Here is a 16,296-nt window from a genome sequence, read left to right as displayed (position 1 = left end):
CGATGGCTCCTTAATGCGTGGCGGCGTCGGTGTGGGGTTTGTCCCAGTGCCAGGTGCCCAGCGTCACCGGAACCTTGCACATGTGGATGGCCTCGGTCGGGCAGATCTTGAAGCACTTGGCGCAGCCATGGCACTGGTCGGCGATCACGGTGTGGACGTGTTTCACCGATCCGACGATGGCGTCGGAGGTGCATTCGCCGATGCAACGCAGGCAGCCGATGCACAGATCCTCGTCGATCACCGCGTATTCGGGGCCCTTGTCCTCGTGCTCGGACAGGTCGGCCTTGACGCCCAGACGCTTGGCCAGCGTCTCGGCGGTGGTCTTGCCGCCCGGCGCGCACAAGGTGACGGGGGCGTGTTCGTGGGCCAGGGCATGGGCGTACTGGCCGCAGCCCACATAGCCGCATTGACCGCATTGCGAGCCGGGCAGCATGCCCAGCAACTCATGTTCGATGGGGTCTTCCTCGACATGCAGCAACTTGGCGGCGACACCGAGCAAGCCGCCCAGCGTCACGCCGATCACGGTGAGCGAACCAACGTCGAGCAACATTCTCCGTGTCTCCTACTTGGCGCCCATGCCGGAAAAGCCCATGAAAGCCAGCGCCAACAGGCTGGCGGTGATGAAGCCGATGGGCGGACCGGCGAACAGCCTCGGCACGTCGTTGAGCGCCACCCGCTCGCGCAGGCCGGCGAACAGCACCATCACCAGCGAATAGCCCACCGACGAGGCGAAGGCGAACACCACCGAATCCATGAAGCCGTAGCGTCCCTCGACCAGCAGCAGACAGACGCCCAGCACCGCGCAATTGGTGGTGATCAGCGGCAGATAGATGCCCAGCAGCTTGAACAAGGTGGGCGAGTAGCGGCGGAACAGGGCTTCGTTCAACTGCACCGCCGAGGCGATGATCAGGATGAACGCCACCGTGCGCAGATAGCCCAGCCCGTATGGCTCCAGCAGCCATCGTTCGATCGCCCAGTCGCCGATCGAGGAGATGGTGATGACGAAGGTGCAGGCCGCGCCCATGCCGAGCGCGGTATCCACCCGCGTGGTCACGCCCATGAACGAACACAGGCCCAGGAACCGCGCCAGGATGACGTTGTTCACCAGGGCCGCGCCGACGATCAGAAGGATGATGTCCTGCATGGATCTTGGGTCCCTAAGAGCGGTCCAGTCCGCACGCGGCGTCGATGCCGGAAGCGCGGCGCAGGTAATGGGGCGTGTACTCGACGCGCTTCGACAGGCGCGACGATTGCAGATGGACGATGCCGATGCCGAGGGCCAGACCGCCCAGGGTGGCGACCGCCGCGCCCAGGTCGCCGCCGCCCATTTTCTGGACGGTGACGCCCGACACCAGCATGGTTGCCAGCGGGATGCCATAGGCGGTCAGTGCGGCGCGGCGCACCGATTGCTCGGCGACGCCGACGACGATGCGCTCTCCCACCTGGAAGTCGTGGTCGTTGGGCAAGGTGAACCGCCGCGCCACCAGCCGGGCGCTGCCCGGTTTGGCGCCACAGGCGGCCGAGGCGTGGCATGAGCCGCAGGCCGAGGTCTGTTCCGGTTCCAGCCAGACGACGTCGCCGTCCACGTCGATGACGCGGACGACGCTTTCGACAACGTCGCGATCCTCGGGAAAGGGTTGGCCGGACGGCGACATTTCCTGCCTCAGGCCTCGATGCGTTCGGCGACGCCGTCCGGGGTCACCGTCAGCGCCAGACTGCCGCCGGCGGCGCGCAGGATGTGGGCGCGGCGGTCGGGGGCGGCCAGCAACAGCGCGGTGGACAAGCCATCGGCGCGGGTGGCGGTGTCGGCCACCACCGAAACGCCCAACAACGCCGGCGCGGTGCGCCCGGTGCGCGGGTCGATCAGGTGGGTGAAGCGGCCCGCATCGTCGAACAAGGTGCCATAGCCGCCCGAAGTGGAGACAGCTTGGTCGACCAGCGACAATTCGGCGACGGCGCGGCTGGGGTCGGCCGGATTGGCGACACCGATGCGCCAGGCGGAACCGTCGGGCTTGGTGGACAACGCGCGGGGTTCGCCCATGTCCACCAGCATGCGGTCGAAACCGTGTCCGCGCAGCACCTCCGTCACCTTGTCGGTGATATAGCCCTGGGCACCGGAATTCAGCGTCACCGCCATGCCCGGCTTGGCGAAGGCGACGGTGGCGCCGGAAATGTCGACGCCGTGCCATCCCACCAGCGACAGCGCCGCGTCAAGGTCGCGGGCATCGGGGCCCGAGGCCGCGGGATTGGGGCTGGTGAAGTGGCGGAAATAGGTTTGCCACACCGGCTGGACCGTGGGGTCGTAGGCGCCGTCCGAGACGCGAGCCAAGTCCAGGGATTTGGACAGCAACCGGATGAAATCGTCCGGCGCCTGCGAAAGGCGTCCTTCGCGGTTGAGAATCGAGATGGCCGAATCGGCGCGGTAGACGCTGAAGATGGTTTCCAGCCGTTCCAGTTCGGCCAAGGCGGCGGTGATGGCGGCGTGGGCCTTGCCCTCGTCCGTGGCCACCAGCTTGATGGAGGACGGCGCGCCCAGCGTGGTGCCCTCCCACGTCACAAGGCGGGCCTGGGCGCCGCCCGCTTTCAGGATCAGCGGCAAGCCGGCGGCGGCGGCGGCCACGGTGATCAGGCGGCGGCGGGTGATCTGCACGGTCATCGCGAAAGAATCCTCCCTCCGGGTAGGACCGGAGTGTCGCAAGAGGTCGGAAACGGCGAACTCCCATGCCGCGGACGGCTTCATCCCTTCCGCAAGCCTTGGGTTCGCGCATGTTACCTAAGGACATGCGCGGATGTCCCCAAAAAACATCGGGGAAAACCTTTGGAAAAAAGGATTTTTTCGCCCTCACCCCCCCTGTTCGGGTAGGCATTTTCCACTGGCGATGGCGTGACGGCTGGGGAAATGAGAGAAGTTGTCGTCATGCGCTGCACATCGCGCATGACTGCATTGCGCCAAAAGAAATATGTCTATTTTCTGACCATCTCTTTGCTGCACTGCGAATGAGCAGCGAAAGTGCTGCGTTGCACAAAAAGATGCCGCCGCAATGTGTTCTTTTTATTGCGCAGAAATTAGGCGAGTCCTGGCGAATGTTTCTTGCCCGTTTTGTGGGCGCCCGTCAGCGGACCCCCACATAGGCGGCGACGTCCACGTCGTCGATCTGGTCGGGCAGCAAGAAGCGTTCGGCGTAGTCGCGATAGACGCCCGAGGTCAGGAACAGGTCGAACAGGTCGGGGTCGATGTGCCCGTCTTTCTTGAAGAACGACAGGATCTTGACCGATTCCGACAAGGTCTTGGCCTTCTTGTAGGGACGATCGGAGGCGGTCAACGCCTCGAAAATGTCGGCGATGGCCATGATGCGGGCGGGCACGGACAGTTCCTTGGCGGTCAGCGCACGGGGATAACCGGTGCCGGCCAACGCCTCGTGGTGGGTGCCGGCATATTCGGGAACGCGCTTCAGATGCTTGGGGAACGGCAGACGCTCGAGCATGGCGATGGTCTGCATGATGTGTTCCTTGATCTTGAAATGGTCCTCGACGGTCAAGGTGCCGCGGCTGATGGACAGGTTGTAGATTTCGCCCAGATTATAGAGGTTCTCGGGCACCGGCACCTTGAAGCCGAGATCGGTGTAGGCGCGGTTGATGCCGCCGTCGCGGGCGATGACGTGCCAGGGTTTGTCCGACAACAGCGGCTCGGTGGCGGGCAATGGCGCCGGGGGATGGGCGGCGTAGCGCTTGAGTTCTTCGTGCGCGAGGCCCAGACGGTCGTCGAAATGACGCTTCCAGGTTTGCGCGGCGATCTGCTTCAGGCGTTCGACCTTTTCCGGGGCGAAGAACTCGCTGCCGACGTTGCATTCGGCGACGAAGGCGAAATCGTCCATCAACTGCGCCTTGCGCGCCTCGAACGCTGTGTCGGTGGCCGCCGCGTCGGCGCCGGCCGCCACCGCCTCGAGCCGTTCGATGGCTGCGTCGCGCAACAGCACCTCGAAGCGCATGCGCACTTCGTGGATGCGGTTGTAGATGGTTTCCAGCTTGGTCGCCTTGTCGACGATGTATTCGGGCGTCACCACCTTGCCGCAATCGTGCAGCCAGGCGCCGATTCGGAACTCGCGCCATTGCTCGGGGGTTTCGAAGCGGAAAGCAGCTAGCGGGCCGGCGGTCTGGCGGGTGGCCTCCTCGGCCAGCATCAGCGCCAGTTCGGGCACGCGTTCGCAATGGCCGCCGGTATAGGGGCTTTTCGCGTCGATGGCGCCGGCGATCAGTTGGATCATGGAATCCATCAACCGTTCCTGCGCCGTCAGCAGTTCGCGGTTGTAAAGGGCGGTTGCCGCCTGGGCGGCCAGGGCCTCGATGAAGCGCTGAATCTCGGGCGAGAACGCGATGACCTCGTCCGATCCCGGCTGTCTGGCGTTGATCAGTTGCAGCGCGCCGATGACGTCGCCGCCGCGCGGCTTCAACGGCACCGTCATGAACGACTTGGAGCGATAGCCGTTGCGTTCGTCGAACACGCGGGTGCCGGAAAAATCGAAGGTGTTGGAATCGTAAGCGTCGGCGATGGTCACCGTCACCTGTTCGTGCACGGCGTGGCTGACCACGTTGCGATGGTTGGCGTGCCCTTCATCGTCGAACATCGGCACCGGCGGGATGGTCACGGCGTTGCCGGAGGTGCCGCCCAACGCCACGTTCAGCGTGTCGTTGCGCAGGATCTGGAAATGCAGCCGGTCGTCGTCGCCACGGATGTAAAGGGTGCCGCCATCGGCGTTGGTCAGTTCCTTGGCGCCCAACAGCACCATTTCCATCAGCCGGTTGCTGTCGCGTTCGGCCGACATGGCGATGCCCAGGTCGATCAGGCGGGCCAGCTTGTCCTGGGTCTGCTCCAGTTGCTGTTTGCGGACGGCCAAGGTTTCTTTCATCAATCCGAAGGATTGGCCCAGTTCGTCGAATTCGACAATGCGCGAGCGCACCGGCCGGGCTTCGTGGAAGTCCAGGTGGCGGACCCGTTCGGCATCGGCGACCAGGGCGCGCACCGCGTTGGCCATGCCTTTCGAGAACAGCATGGCGGCCGGAACCAGCACGATCAGGCTGGCCAGCGCCAGCGCCAGAATCTGGCTGCGCATGGCCTGGATGTGTTTGCCGAAATCGTCGGCCGGGGCGATCACGGCGATGGTGATGCCGCCGCCGCTGGCATTTTGCCAGCGGTCGCGATGCAACAGAAGCGAGCGGTCGTCGCGTTCCACCGCCCGCATGTCGGGCTGGTCCGGGGTGCCCATGGCGGCCACCGTGCGAAGCAGGGGGTCGGCCATTTCCTGAAGCGGGGCTAACGGTTCGTTCAAGACGCCGAGATTCGGGCTGAGCGCCAGCATGCGCAAGCCGTCGTCGTACAGCACCATGCCGCCATGTTCGGAGATGTATTGCCCGGCGACGAAGGCGCCCAGGCCGGACAAGGTGATGTCGACGCCGAACGCGCCCTTGCCGTCCGGCAGTTGGTGCGACGCGGTCAGGCCCGGTTGCTTGAGCGAGTTGAATACATAGGCGGCCGACAACTGGCTGTCCCCGGACGCCAGGGCGGCGCCATACCATGGGCGCAGGCGGGGGTCGAAGGCGGGGCGGGGTTCGGCCCGGCTGGCGATGGTCGCCCGGCCGTCGTTCAGGAACGTCCAGTTTTGCGTGCGGGCCTCTCCCTGACCGACAATCGCGCGCACGATCCAGGCGGTGTCGGGGGGGGCTTGGTGGGCATCGATGATGCGACGGTCGCCGCGTGTGGCGATCACCTGAAGAAAGTCGCCGTCGGCAAAGCCGTAATAGAGGGAATAAAGCGCCTGTTCGCGGGTCAGGGCGTTGAACAGGAACGGAAGCGCCGGCGAGGACAGCCCGTTGCCGGTGACGCCGTCCATGCCGGCCTGGACCGAGCCGAGGTCGGCCAGCAACAGCGTCTGTCCCACCTGACGGTCGATGCGGGCGCGGGCGCTTTGCGCCACCTGGGCGAAGAAGTGTTCGGCGGTCTGGTGGGCGGTTCGGGTGGTGGCGACGTAGACGCTGATCAGCGTGGCGCCGGTCATGGCCGCGATGATCAGCAATATGGCGGTGACGATGCTGACCTGGAATTTGATCCTGAACGACATGCCCGGCCCCCCTCCGGCAAAGGCTTCGGCCGCATTCATGCATAGAACGGGGCGTCAGTCTAAAACAAAGTGTGAATGCATCCCTCTTTGGTTGTGCGTTGCGACAGCCAACGCAGGTGATGTGGGTCAATATCCGCCGCGACGCAACATACGCAGACCGTTGAACACCACCAGCAACGACGCCCCCATGTCGGCGGCGATGGCCCCCCACAAGGTGGCGACGCCGACGAAGGCCAGTCCGGTGAACACCGCCTTGACGCCAAGTGCGAAGCCGATGTTCTGGAACAGGACGCGGCGCATGCGTCGGGAATGCCCGACCAGCCAGCCCAGCCGGCCCAGGTCGTCCGACATCAGCGCCAGGTCGGCGGTTTCGATGGCGGTATCGGTGCCGGCGGCGCCCATGGCGATCGCCAGCGACGCCTTGACCATGGCCGGGGCGTCGTTGACCCCGTCGCCGACCATGGCGACCGTGCCGTGACGGGCGACCAGGTCCTGCACCGCCGCGACCTTGTCCTCGGGCAGCAGTTCCGCCCGCACTTCGTCGATGTCCAGGCTGGCGGCGATGCGTTCGGCGGTGGCACGGTTGTCGCCGGTCAGCATCACCAGCCGTTCGATGCCGGCCCGGCGCAGGGCGGCCAGGGCGGCCTTGGCCTCGGGGCGGATTCTGTCGGACAGGGCAACCAGACCGCAGACGTGGCGGTCGGAACCGATCACCACCACGGTATGGCCCTCCGTTTCCAATTCCGTCGCCAGGGCGTGGAGCTCGGGCGTTTCCTCGCCCCGTTCTTCAAGGTAGCGGTGCGATCCCAGCCAATAGGCGCGGCCGTCGATGGTTCCGACGGCACCCTTGCCGGGAAGTGCCCGCACCGCTTCGGCCGGGGCCGGCGCCACGCCCCGTGCGGCGGCGTGGGCCAGGATGGCGCGGGCGATCGGGTGGGAGCCGCGTGCCTCCAACGCCGCGGCGCGGGCCAAAAGCGCCGCCTCGTCATGGCCGTTGAGCGGGACCACCTTTTCCACCGCCAACTTTCCTTCGGTGACGGTGCCGGTCTTGTCGAAGGCCACGACCTTCAGCCGTGCCGGGGTTTCCAGGTGTTCGCCGCCCTTGACCAGGACGCCGGCCCGTGCCGCGGCGGCCATGGCCGCGACCACGGTGACCGGGGTCGAGATCACCAGCGCGCACGGGCAGGCGATCACCAGCAACACCAGCGCGCGGTAGACCCATTCCTCCCACATCCCCCCCAGCGTCAGGGGCGGCAGGGCCGCGACGGCGAGGGCAAGGATCATGACGACAGGGGTATAAGTGGCGGCGAAGCGGTCCACCCAGCGTTCGGTGGCGGAGCGGCGGGATTGCGCCTCGCTCACCAACCGCGTGACGCGGGCCAAGGTGGTGTCGTCGGCGGCCCTGGTGCTTTCCGCCACCAGCACGCCGTCGCCGTTGATGGTGCCGGCGAACAATTCGGCGCCCGGCATTTTGGCGACCGGAACGCTTTCACCGGTGATGGGGGCTTGATCGACGGCGCTTTCGCCGGACAACACGCGCCCATCCAGCGGGATGCGCTCGCCGGGGTGGATGACGAACACCGCCGCCACCGGCACCTGTTCGGGGGCCATTTCGACTTCGCCGCCATCGGGTTGGCGCACGCGCGCGGTGGGCGGGCTCAGATCCATCAGGGCGGCGATGGCGCGGCGCGCCCGGCCGGCGCTCCAGCTTTCCAGCGCCAGCGACAGGGCGAACAGGAACGACACGGTGGCCGCCTCGAGCCAGTCGCCCAGGGCGACCGCGCCCAAAACCGCCACGCACATCAGCAAATTCATGTCCGGGCGCAACCGCCGCACCGCCAGCCACGCCTTGGGCAGCACCACCCACAATCCGATCAGGATGGCGGCGCCCAGCGCCGTGTGGGGCACCCATGGCCCGGAGCCCAGGCTGTCAGCCAGCGCGCCAAGGCCGGTCGCCAGACCGCTGGCCGCCGCCAGCACCGCCTGAAGCTTGCGCCGTCGGTCCTGGTCGTGGCCGGGATCGTCGGACGACCACGGCACCGCCTTCATGCCGGTTCGCGCCACCGCGGCGAGGACGGCCCCGCTGTCCACCGTGTCGGCCAACACCACCATGCGGCCGTTGAGCACGTCGAAAGCCAGGTTGTCGCCCCCGCCGACCAGCGGCCCAACCTCGGCCTTGAGGATGGCGACCTCTTCCGCGCAGTCGAGGCCGGTGACCCGGAACGAGGTGCCGCGGCCGGTGGGCGGTGGCGCGGAAGGCTGTTCGGGCTGGTGGTCATGACAATGGTGCGAACAGCAATTGACGCCCATGGCGATGCTCCCTGGTGCTTTCCCGGACTGGACAAAACGTCCGATATGGGCACCATGGACCCTGTAGTCACTACAGGGTCAAGCGGCAATGAAGGCATTCACCATCGGACAGCTTGGCGACCGGACCGGGGTCAACGTCGAAACCATCCGTTATTACGAAAAGATCGGCCTGTTGCCGGAACCGGCGCGCAGCGCGGCGGGATATCGGCAATACGGCGACGACCACTTGCGACGCCTGCATTTCATCCGCCGGGGCCGCGACCTTGGCTTTTCCATCGAGGCGATTCGCGCATTGCTGCGGCTGGCGACCCACCCGGATTATCCATGTCAGGACGCCGACCGGCTGGCGGCCGAGCATCTGGCCGAGGTCGAGCGCAAGATCGCCGAACTGGAGCGGTTGCGGCACGCGTTGGGCGAGATGGTCAATTGCCGTGCCCACACCGTGGCCGAGTGCAGGATCATCGACGCTCTGGCGTCGTGAAGAAGGCAACGCCTTGGCGTCGTAAACAAGAGGACGCCTTGGTGTCGTGACGCAGGGGCGTCTGGAAACGGCACAGGCCGCGATGGGACTTGCCCGTCGCGGCCTGGCCTCTTGGGCCGCCTCGGCGGCGATCAGTAACCGAGAGGCCCGCGGGGGGTGGCGGGGGCGCATTGCGCGCCGATGGCGGAACTGACGCCCGGAAGGGCGACGGTTTCGGCGGCGGCGGGGGCCGGCGAGAGCACGGTGGCTCCGGCGGTCAGACCGAGGGCGATCACGGCGGCGAGGCGGAGGGACTTGGTCATTGGCATGGCTCCTGAAATCTGTCTTGGCGGCCCCTGGGGGCGTCGTCTTTCTGGAGACAACAATGCCGCTGTGGTTGAAATAAGTGAAATTGATTTATATGTAATTAGTAATCGACTCAGTAGATTGAGCGGGAAGGTTCACGCATTGACAAAATGCCGCCGCCGCGTTCACAATGTCCTTGGTAACCCTAGGGATTACCCCCGCTCATCGCGAAGAGCTGCGTAGAGAAACCGCGAGAGAGTGGCAGGACGCCGTTCCCGGTGAACCGTTCCGCATGTTGGAGAGGTTCGGGAGGACGCGACCGTTGCCACGCTGTCGAATCGCGGTCTGGCTTTTCCCTTCTCCCGCCTGTCCAGTCCGCACCGTTCGCATCCTGGCGCGCGTGCACCCTCCCCTTGGCCGAGACGGCGTCCCTGCGCCGGCCTGCCCGTCGTCATGGGCATGGCCGCTTCTCAACTTCGGACGCGAGGGGTTGTCATGGATCGGACGCAAGTGGTCATCATCGGTGGCGGCGCCACGGGCGCGGGCATCCTGTGGGACTTGTCGCTCAGGGGCATCGCCGCCGTTCTTCTGGAAAAGCGCGACCTCGCCAACGGCGCCACCGGCCGTTGCCACGGCTTGCTGCATTCCGGTGCCCGTTATGCGGTCAAGGATGCCGAGGCGGCGCGGGAATGCCTGCGCGAGAACCGTATTCTCAAGACCATCGCCCCCCATTGCATACATGATGTGGGCGGGTTGTTCGTGCGCTATCCCCAGGACGATCCGGCATTCTTCACCGCCTGGGACCGGGCCTGTGCCGATATCGGTCTGCCCACCGCGCCGCTTTCGGCGGCCGAGGCGCTGGATCTCGAACCCAACCTGCCGTCCGGCATCCTGGGGGCCTCCACCTGTCCCGACGCCCATGTGGACGTGTTCCAGCTGACCTTGTCCAACCTTCAGGCGGCGGTGGCGCGCGGCGGCCGTTTCCGCGCCTATGCCGAGGTCACCGCCATCGAACGCCGGGGGGGACAGGTGACGGGCGTGCGCTTTCGCGACACCCTGAGCGGCGACGAAGACAGCATCGATTGCGAGATGGTGGTCAACGCCGGCGGCGGTTGGGCGCAACAGGTGGCGGCGCTGGCCGGGCTGCACGTCCCTGTCCGTTGCGACAAAGGCTCGTTGCTGGTGCTGAACCACAATCTGGTGACGCGGGTGGTCAACCGGTGCCGCAAGCCGGGCGACGCCGACATCCTGGTTCCCGCCGGGCCGGTGTGCATCCTGGGCACCAGTTCCATCACCGTTTCCGGTCCCGAGGGGTTGCGCGCCGAGACGGACGAGATCGAGGCGTTGTTGAAGCTGGGAACGGAATTGGTGCCGTGCATGGCGGAAAGCCGCGTGTTGCGTATCTTTTCCGGCGTCCGTCCGCTTTACGTGCCGCAAGGCGCCGACAAGGCCGGCGGCCGCGAGATCAGCCGTGGCTTCGCCCTGTTGGACCACGGCGTCGAGGATAACCTGGACGGGTTCGTGTCCATCGTCGGCGGCAAGCTGACCACGTATCGGCTGATGGCCGAGAAGACCTGTGACCTGGTGGCGTCGCGATTGGGTGTCGATGAACCTTGCCGCACGGCGGAAACGCCGTTGCGTCCGCCGACCCCCGAGGCGGTGACGCGCAAGATCCGCCATCTGTTGCCCGCCCAGGCGGCCAGCATCGTCGAACGGCGTCTGGGCCCCGCCATGGCCCAATTGGCCGAACGGATCGAGGCCGATCCCGACATGGCGGAAATCCTGTGTGAATGCGAACAGGTGACGCGGGCGGAAGTGGCCATGGTGATGGCCGTCGACGCCAAGGTTCCGGTTCGCACCATCAACGACGTCGGGCGCCGCTGTCGGTTGGGATTCGGGTCGTGCCAAGGCACTTTCTGCGGCTACCGGGCCATGCTTGAAGGATATCGCCAGGGATTGTGGCCGGCCGAGGCCGCGGCCGCCGATTTCAAACGCTATCTGGACGAACGCTGGAAAGGGCAGGCACAGATTCCAAACGGCAAGCAACTGGAACAACTGATGCTGAGCCATGACCTGTTCGGCCCCAGTCATCACTTCCACTCGGACGGGGAGGGCTGACGTCATGGGACGCCAAACTTTCGACCTTGTCGTCGTCGGCGCCGGTCTGGCCGGTCTGGCCGCCACCGCCACTGCGGTCGCCGCCAGTGGCGGCGCCCGTGTCGCCCTGGTTCATGCCGGTCTGGGCACCTTCGTCTATGGTGCCGGCGGTGTCGCCGACCTGGGGGGAGTCGCCGCCGACCATCCGGCGGTGCGGGACTTCCGCGCCCTGGTGGACGCGGCCGGTGTGCCCTATGACGGTGATCTCGGGCAAAGTCAGTTGTTGCCCACCATCCTGGGGACCTTGCTGCCGGTCAACCTGGCGCCACGCAGCCTGTGGAACGGCCGGGTGCGATCCGGTACGCGGGCGGCGGTGGTCGGAATTGCCGGCCTGTCGGCGTTCGATGCCGATTTCGTCGCCGAACGCCTGAACCGTCTGGCCTGCGGATGTTGCTATCAGGCGCGCAGGATCGAACTGCCGCGCCAGGACGGCCTGCCCCACAGCGTCCTGGAACTGGCCAACCGCTTCGACCGCGACCCGGCGTTCCGCCAGACGCTGGCGGAACAATTGCGGCGCGTGGCGGCCGACTATGACGTTGTCTTGATTCCGGCGATCCTGGGGCAATGGAGTGATGCCGGGCAAATGGCTGAACTGGAGACGGCTGTCGGTTGCCCCGTGGCCGAGATGGCCACCTTGCCGCCATCGGTGGCGGGGTTGCGGCTGTCCAACCGGCTTTTGGCCCATCTGCGCGGCCAGGGCGTCGATATCTTCGGCGGCTATCCGGTGACGGCGCTGGAAGTGGAAAACGCACGTTGCCGGGGCGTACACGTCGCCACGCCGGGCCATGCCCGCCATTTCGCCGCCTCGGCGGTGATCCTGGCCAGCGGCCCCCATTCCGCGAACCTGTTGCCCGGATGGTCCGGGGACCAGGACAGCCGGCGCCGTCCGTTGGACCACCAGGGCCGGTTCCTGGCCGACAACCTGTATCTTGCCGGCGCCCTGGCCGATCCCGAGGCCCGGCACGGCGGCAACGGACGCGCCATCGTCGGCGGCCACGGTGCCGCCCTGGCCGCTTTCGAGCGGGAGGACGATCATGCGACACACTGACGTCACCCTGGACAATTGCCTGAAATGTTCGGACTGCAACGCCGCCTGTCCGGTGATGACGGCTCATCCCCGCTATCCCGGCCCCAAGCATCTGGGGCCTGAGTTGGAGAAGCTGCGGCGCGAGGGCTTGCCGTGCGACAGTGAATGGCTGGAATACTGCCTGGGGTGCGAACGCTGTGACATGGCCTGCCCCAATCAGGTCAACGTGGCCGAACTGATCGCGCGGGCCAAGGCCGCCCACAAAAAGCCGTTGCGCCGGCGTCTGCGCGACTGGCTGTTGGCCCGGCCGGGACTGTTGGGCCAGGTGATATCCTTGGCGCCGGCTGTCGCCAATCGCGTGCTGGCGTTGGGCGTGGTTCGCCGGTTGATGTCGCTGACTGCGGGCATCGCCGCCGAACGCAGTTTTCCCGCTTATGCCCGCGTCAAGCTGGCGGGCGTCCACGGCCGCAGCCGCGGAGCCGAGCGGGTGGTGTTCTTCCAGGGCTGTTCCATGCGCTACAACGAACAAGCCCTGGGCCGCGACTGCATCGCCCTGTTGGCCGAGAACGGCATCGAGACGGAAATGTCCGAGGCCGGGTGCTGCGGCTATCCGGCATTGGCCAACGGCGACCCGGCCGAGGCCCGGCGCCGCGTCCGCGCCAATCTGGAGTTGTTGTATCAGGCGGCGGAAAACGGTACGCCCATCGTTACCGCCTGCACCAGTTGTGGCCAGATGCTGAAAACCGGTTTCACCTTGCTGTTGGGGGACGATCCCGAGCTTGCGGCCAAGGCGCGTGTGGTCGAATCCGCGGTTCGCGACCTGGGCGAATTCCTGATCGAGCGGGCCGACCAGGGACATCTCAGTTTGCGCTTCGGCGATTGCGGGCATCTGGGACGGCTGGCCTATCATTCGCCTTGTCATCAGGCGACCCAAGGGCTGTCGCGTCCGTGGTTCCATCTGTTGCGGATGGTTCCCGGCATCGAGATCGAGGATTTGAACGCCGGATGTTGCGGCATGGCCGGAACCTTCGGTTTCAAACAAGAGAAATACCCGGTGTCGCTGTCCATCGGACAAAGGCTGTTCCAGGCCATCGCCCAGGCGGCGCCCCGGCAGGTGGTGTCGGAATGCCCGACCTGCCGCATGCAGATAACCCATGGTTCGGGCGTGCCGTCCGTTCATCCGGCGACCTTGCTGGTGATGGCATACGAGCAACGCAAGGTAGTGGATGGCGGCGGGGGTGGAGCGCGCTTGGCGTCATGACAAAACGGTTCGGCCGGCTTACCCTTGGGACCTGCGTTTCCGCATGTCCCAAGGGAGGGAAGACATGTCGTTCCATCGTGGTGTCAGGGCGCCTTCCGGCAGAGGGGGCGGCGCGGGGGACCGTCCTGTCACCCATTCCCACTCGCTGATGCCGCTGCTCAAGGATTGCGGCATCATTCCTGCCGTGCGCAAGCCCGAACACCTGGATCAGGCCCTGGCGGCACACGGCCGCATCATCTACCTGTTGTGCGGCGACCCCGAGAACATCGGCGATCTGATGCAGCGCATCAATGCCGCCGACAAACTGCCCATGGTCAACGTCGACTTGCTGAGTGGCTTGGCGCGCGACGTCGCCAGTCTGCAATATCTGGCACGCCGGGGGGTGCGCGGCATCATCTCGACCCATGGCGAACCGTTGCGCCATGCCCAGGCCATGGGGCTCTACACCATCCAACGCACGTTTTTGTTGGACAGCGGCGCGCTCGACGCCATTTGCCACCAGTTGAAACACAGCAGCATCGATGCCTTGGAGGTGTTGCCGGCCATCGCCTTGCCCAAGCTGGTGGACCGGCTCAAATCGGTTTCCGCCGACATGCCGCTGGTCGGCGGTGGTCTCATCACCACCTTGCGCGAGGCTCAGGACCTGTTGGCGCAAGGGTTGGCGGCGGTGTCGGCCAGCGATCCTCAATTGTGGATCCCCTGACCCGCGTCAGGCGCGGGACTGGGCAAATGAGCGTCCGAAAAGCGGATTGTCTTTGTCCTGTCACGGCCGTATAATTCAAGTGTTGCGGTTGAGATTTAGAGAAGCCGCCTGTTGATTGCGCAGCCGTGTTGCGCACGACAGGCGGCTTTTGTTTTGTGGTCTTCCTGTCAGGCTCTTTCGGGAATTGAAATTATAGTCATTCCAGATGGTGCTATCGCAGGGTGTTTGTTGCAAAGGAATTTCGCCTTTATTGCTAAGCGACGTTCCGAAAAGGAAAAATATTTGAGTGAAATGCAAGGGGTGGAGCCGGAAAAAGACTGGCGGGCGTAAACGAAATGTTCGTCGTGCCCATGTCCGTTCCGGTCCAGCCCACGCCTTGAAACTGCGCCGATGGCCGCGAAGTTTCGCCTGCCTGACGCGCTGAAACGGGGGTAACGCACATGGCAACCTATATCGGCGCAATCGACCAAGGCACGACCAGTTCGCGCTTTATCGTGTTCGACCGCACCGGACGCATCGTCAGCGTGGCGCAGAAGGAGCACGAGCAGATCTATCCCAAGCCCGGCTGGGTCGAACACGACCCGGCTGAAATCTGGCGCCGGCTGGAAGAGGTGATTTCCGAGGCGATGGAAGCCAAGGGGCTGCGCCCCAGCGATCTGGCCGCCATCGGCATTACCAACCAGCGCGAAACCACGGTTGTATGGAACAAGAAGACCGGTCAGGCGGTCTATAACGCCATCGTCTGGCAGGACACCCGCGTCGCCGACGTGTTGCCGCACTTCGCCGCCCATGGCGGCCAGGACCGCTACCGCACCAAGACCGGCCTGCCGCTGACCACCTATTTCAGCGGTCTCAAGATTCGCTGGGTCCTGGAAAACGTCCCCGGTGCCCGCGCGGCGGCCGAGGCCGGCGACCTGTTGTTCGGCAACATCGACACCTTCGTCATCTGGCACCTGTCGGGCGGCGTCAACGGCGGCGTGCACGTCACCGATGTCACCAATGCCAGCCGCACCCAATTGATGAATCTCTCCACCCTGCAATGGGACGACGAGATTCTGGCCGATTTCGGCATTCCCAAGAAGATGTTGCCGGAAATCCGTTCCAGCGCCGAGGTTTACGCCAACGCTACCTTCGCCCCGGTGGCGGGCGTGCCCATCGCCGGCGACCTGGGCGACCAGCAGGCGGCACTGTTCGGCCAAGCCTGCTTCAAGCCGGGCGAGGCCAAGAACACCTACGGCACCGGCTGCTTCATGCTGATGAACACCGGCGAGAAAGCGGTGCCGTCCACCTGCGGCCTGTTGACCACGGTCGGCTACAAGATCGGCGAGAAACCCGCGGTCTACGCCCTCGAAGGGTCCATCGCCATCACCGGCGCCTTGGTGCAATGGCTGCGCGACAATCTGAGCATCATCGAGAAAAGCACCGACATCGAAGCCTTGGCCCGCACCGTCAACGACAATGGCGGCGTCTATTTCGTGCCGGCTTTCTCGGGCCTTTACGCGCCCTATTGGAAAGACAGCGCACGCGGTGTCATCGCCGGCCTGACCCGGTTCGTCAACAAGGGCCACATCGCCCGCGCCGTCCTCGAGGCCACCGCCTTCCAGGTGCGCGAGGTGGTGGACGCCATGGAAAAGGATTCGGGCATCGCGCTCGACAATTTGCGGACCGACGGCGGCATGACGGTCAACCACCTGTTGATGCAGTTCCAGTCGAACATCCTGAACAAGCCGGTGGTGCGGCCGGTGGTGCTGGAAACCACGGCCTTGGGCGCGGCCTATGCCGCCGGTCTGGCGGTGGGCTTCTTCAAGGACACCGACGAACTGGTAGCCAATTGGGCCGAGGACCATCGGTGGATTCCGTCGATGGAACAAGAGAAACGCGACAACCTGTATCACTTCTGGAAGAAGGCCGTGACCCGTACCTTCGACTGGGTCGAGTGATTTTCGGAGGATGCCA

At 65.5% G+C, this 16,296-nt stretch carries 14 protein-coding genes; 7 read left to right on the top strand and 7 right to left on the bottom strand.

Translation table 11 applies throughout. The annotated features are described in order from the left end of the window. Positions 1–10: 10 nt before the first annotated feature. The 6 genes from G4223_RS13320 to G4223_RS13295 all read right to left on the bottom strand — a co-directional run bounded on the left by G4223_RS13320 (position 11) and on the right by G4223_RS13295 (position 8,426). A complete protein-coding gene (locus tag G4223_RS13320) occupies positions 11–550 on the bottom strand; it encodes an RnfABCDGE type electron transport complex subunit B (RefSeq protein WP_163680565.1) in 540 nt (179 codons plus the stop codon). Positions 551–562: 12 nt separating this feature from the next. Further along, entirely contained in the window at positions 563–1,144 is a 582-nt protein-coding gene (gene rsxA / locus G4223_RS13315) for an electron transport complex subunit RsxA (protein ID WP_163680562.1), read from the bottom strand. Between the two features lie 13 nt (positions 1,145–1,157). Next, positions 1,158–1,655, bottom strand: a complete 498-nt coding sequence (locus G4223_RS13310) for a SoxR reducing system RseC family protein (RefSeq protein ID WP_163680558.1) — start codon at positions 1,653–1,655, stop codon at positions 1,158–1,160. Positions 1,656–1,663: 8 nt separating this feature from the next. Continuing rightward, positions 1,664–2,656: an FAD:protein FMN transferase gene (locus tag G4223_RS13305; RefSeq protein ID WP_163680554.1), complete on the bottom strand. Its 993-nt coding sequence runs from the start codon at positions 2,654–2,656 to the stop codon at positions 1,664–1,666. Positions 2,657–3,113: 457 nt separating this feature from the next. Continuing rightward, on the bottom strand, positions 3,114–6,116 hold the full coding sequence (locus tag G4223_RS20405; RefSeq protein WP_338086879.1) for an HD domain-containing phosphohydrolase: 3,003 nt from the start codon (positions 6,114–6,116) through the stop codon (positions 3,114–3,116). Positions 6,117–6,242: 126 nt separating this feature from the next. Further along, the gene (locus G4223_RS13295; RefSeq protein WP_163680551.1) at positions 6,243–8,426 is read right to left on the bottom strand and encodes a heavy metal translocating P-type ATPase; all 2,184 of its coding nucleotides are present in this window, start codon (positions 8,424–8,426) and stop codon (positions 6,243–6,245) included. Between the two features lie 88 nt (positions 8,427–8,514). On the opposite strand from G4223_RS13295, the gene G4223_RS13290 reads away from it, so the two are divergent. Then, positions 8,515–8,907 (top strand): MerR family transcriptional regulator, encoded by a 393-nt coding sequence (locus tag G4223_RS13290; RefSeq protein WP_163680547.1) that lies wholly within the window; start codon positions 8,515–8,517, stop codon positions 8,905–8,907. 131 nt (positions 8,908–9,038) lie between these two features. Here the strand turns inward: G4223_RS13290 and G4223_RS13285 are convergent, their stop codons facing one another. After that, entirely contained in the window at positions 9,039–9,209 is a 171-nt protein-coding gene (locus G4223_RS13285) for a hypothetical protein (RefSeq protein ID WP_163680544.1), read from the bottom strand. A gap of 478 nt (positions 9,210–9,687) precedes the next feature. Between G4223_RS13285 and glpA the strand changes: the two genes are divergently transcribed. The 6 genes from glpA (at position 9,688) to glpK (ending at position 16,280) form a co-directional block, all read left to right on the top strand. Continuing rightward, on the top strand, positions 9,688–11,310 hold the full coding sequence (glpA, locus tag G4223_RS13280) for an anaerobic glycerol-3-phosphate dehydrogenase subunit GlpA (RefSeq protein ID WP_163680541.1): 1,623 nt from the start codon (positions 9,688–9,690) through the stop codon (positions 11,308–11,310). Between the two features lie 4 nt (positions 11,311–11,314). Next, positions 11,315–12,397: an FAD-binding protein gene (locus G4223_RS13275; RefSeq protein WP_163680538.1), complete on the top strand. Its 1,083-nt coding sequence runs from the start codon at positions 11,315–11,317 to the stop codon at positions 12,395–12,397. Further along, positions 12,384–13,637, top strand: a complete 1,254-nt coding sequence (locus tag G4223_RS13270; RefSeq protein ID WP_163680535.1) for an anaerobic glycerol-3-phosphate dehydrogenase subunit C — start codon at positions 12,384–12,386, stop codon at positions 13,635–13,637. Before G4223_RS13275 ends, G4223_RS13270 begins: the two co-directional genes overlap by 14 nt. Before the next feature lie 64 nt (positions 13,638–13,701). Further along, complete coding sequence (locus G4223_RS13265; RefSeq protein ID WP_163680530.1) at positions 13,702–14,340, top strand: glycerol-3-phosphate responsive antiterminator; 639 nt, start codon at positions 13,702–13,704, stop codon at positions 14,338–14,340. Positions 14,341–14,451: 111 nt separating this feature from the next. Next, positions 14,452–14,670: a hypothetical protein gene (locus tag G4223_RS13260; RefSeq protein ID WP_163680527.1), complete on the top strand. Its 219-nt coding sequence runs from the start codon at positions 14,452–14,454 to the stop codon at positions 14,668–14,670. Between the two features lie 110 nt (positions 14,671–14,780). Continuing rightward, positions 14,781–16,280: a glycerol kinase GlpK gene (glpK, locus tag G4223_RS13255; RefSeq protein ID WP_163680524.1), complete on the top strand. Its 1,500-nt coding sequence runs from the start codon at positions 14,781–14,783 to the stop codon at positions 16,278–16,280. Positions 16,281–16,296: the final 16 nt, after the last annotated feature.

This window comes from Magnetospirillum aberrantis SpK (assembly GCF_011022235.1).
Classification (GTDB): domain Bacteria; phylum Pseudomonadota; class Alphaproteobacteria; order Rhodospirillales; family Magnetospirillaceae; genus Magnetospirillum; species Magnetospirillum aberrantis.
This window is presented reverse-complemented; position numbering and strand designations above follow the sequence as displayed.

Coding starts and splice junctions, on each gene's coding strand:
- G4223_RS13320 (WP_163680565.1), bottom strand. CDS start 550: ATGTTGCTCGACGTTGGTTCGCTCACCGTGATCGGCGTGACGCTGGGC.
- rsxA (WP_163680562.1), bottom strand. CDS start 1,144: ATGCAGGACATCATCCTTCTGATCGTCGGCGCGGCCCTGGTGAACAAC.
- G4223_RS13310 (WP_163680558.1), bottom strand. CDS start 1,655: ATGTCGCCGTCCGGCCAACCCTTTCCCGAGGATCGCGACGTTGTCGAA.
- G4223_RS13305 (WP_163680554.1), bottom strand. CDS start 2,656: ATGACCGTGCAGATCACCCGCCGCCGCCTGATCACCGTGGCCGCCGCC.
- G4223_RS20405 (WP_338086879.1), bottom strand. CDS start 6,116: ATGTCGTTCAGGATCAAATTCCAGGTCAGCATCGTCACCGCCATATTG.
- G4223_RS13295 (WP_163680551.1), bottom strand. CDS start 8,426: ATGGGCGTCAATTGCTGTTCGCACCATTGTCATGACCACCAGCCCGAA.
- G4223_RS13290 (WP_163680547.1), top strand. CDS start 8,515: ATGAAGGCATTCACCATCGGACAGCTTGGCGACCGGACCGGGGTCAAC.
- G4223_RS13285 (WP_163680544.1), bottom strand. CDS start 9,209: ATGACCAAGTCCCTCCGCCTCGCCGCCGTGATCGCCCTCGGTCTGACC.
- glpA (WP_163680541.1), top strand. CDS start 9,688: ATGGATCGGACGCAAGTGGTCATCATCGGTGGCGGCGCCACGGGCGCG.
- G4223_RS13275 (WP_163680538.1), top strand. CDS start 11,315: ATGGGACGCCAAACTTTCGACCTTGTCGTCGTCGGCGCCGGTCTGGCC.
- G4223_RS13270 (WP_163680535.1), top strand. CDS start 12,384: ATGCGACACACTGACGTCACCCTGGACAATTGCCTGAAATGTTCGGAC.
- G4223_RS13265 (WP_163680530.1), top strand. CDS start 13,702: ATGTCGTTCCATCGTGGTGTCAGGGCGCCTTCCGGCAGAGGGGGCGGC.
- glpK (WP_163680524.1), top strand. CDS start 14,781: ATGGCAACCTATATCGGCGCAATCGACCAAGGCACGACCAGTTCGCGC.